We start from the raw sequence: 1406 nt of genomic DNA, 5'->3' as shown, positions 1-1406 counted from the left end.
CTGGACCCTGTGTCGGGTTGAAGAAATTGACGACGAGGGCGAGTTGCTCGGCACTTATCAAGGTCGCGGTGATGCGAACAAGGCACTGAAGAAGATTGCTTACGCTCCCCAGCCGCAAAGGTAAGCCCCCCTGAAGAGAGTTCACCAAAGCGGAGTCGGTCGAGATTTGCTAAAGAAAGTATGAAAAGCTTATCGTTTTCTGCCGACGTTGATCGAGGGCGCGTTCTGCAGTCGGATGAACTGGACGAACTCGAACCGCAACAGGAGATTGACGGCATGGCGAAGGGATAGCAACGCGGCAATCGCGAAGCCAAGAAGCCGAAGAAAGAAAGACTAAGGTGGTAGAAGACTAAGCGCATGAGAACGGACCTGCATCAGCGGCCCGATTTCATTTCGGGCTCGATTTCCAAAGCGCATGAGAGCGGCGCAGCGCGTCCCGGGTGATGTCCCGCCAGGGACGTCGCATCGGCACATAGATGGAAGTAACAGATCGTCGTCGCACATGGCTACCGACCGTAGGCTGGGACCCGTCTGTCAACCACCGGCGCCTATGACTGGGCCTTGGCCGGTGGTGGGGCAACCGCAGGAGATGAGGTCGTTTGGCCCCTGAGAACAAAAACGCCGCCCGCTTAAATAAAGCGCAGGCGGCGGCTTACCAGCCCGGGAGGGAGACTGTAAAATCCCGGTATAGGTTGGTCTCTTCGTGGAGTGCAGAAGTTCATCACGCGAACGAGAGCCAAGCTTAAGGTGGCGCCTGTAGTCCGGCGAGGTCAACCACCTGTTGATCTCTCCTGCAACATCGATGTGCCTGGCCTTTCGCAAGAGCTCTGCGCGGCGAACGCCAACGGGCAACTCCTTGACCTGTAGACTAGGCGGAGATTGATCGCCTCCTGTGCGAGGCGATATTCGAGTGTCGATGATTGGTGTGAGGGCCGTCGAGCCGCCATGTTTGATGCTCCGCTGCGGGTCAAGCGGGAGCGCAACTTGCGATCACATCACCGTAATTGCTAAGGGCCGCGCGATGGCGGACAGTGCGCCTTTCGGTGCTGGATAGCGAGCACTTGTTTCGGCTCCCGCTAGGAACTATTCGAGTTTCTGCCGCAGGCCGACTGCCGTCATGCGGTGATCGCTTCCGCGCGCGGGCTGGTGTTCGCGACCTATGTCAGGCTCTTAAGGCCAGACGCCGCCAACTGAGGCGGCCTCTCTGCGCTGGTAGGTTTATGTCGGAGCGCGCAGACCTGGTGAATCCAGCCACTTATTGACGATAACCGAGTTATCGATCCGGTTGGCCATCCGTAGAAGCTCGTCGCGTCGAACGCCATGAGGCATACCCTCAGCCTGCTTGCGCAAGTCAATTGCCTCGTCCTCTAAGCGGTATTGAAATATCGATGATTGCTTGAACATGG

The 1406-nt window shown here is 57.6% G+C and carries 1 protein-coding gene; it reads right to left on the bottom strand.

Annotation, left to right across the window (positions count from 1 at the left end; all coding sequences use genetic code 11):
- Window positions 1-1218: 1218 nt before the first annotated feature.
- Window positions 1219-1406: hypothetical protein (locus GA0061099_RS41980; protein ID WP_014493163.1), on the bottom strand; the 188-nt coding region annotated here is incomplete at its 5' end.

The sequence above is a fragment of the Bradyrhizobium yuanmingense genome (assembly GCF_900094575.1).
Classification (GTDB): Bacteria; Pseudomonadota; Alphaproteobacteria; order Rhizobiales; family Xanthobacteraceae; genus Bradyrhizobium; species Bradyrhizobium yuanmingense.
Note: the sequence above shows the minus strand (reverse complement) of the source record. Positions and strands in the feature narration are given on the sequence as shown.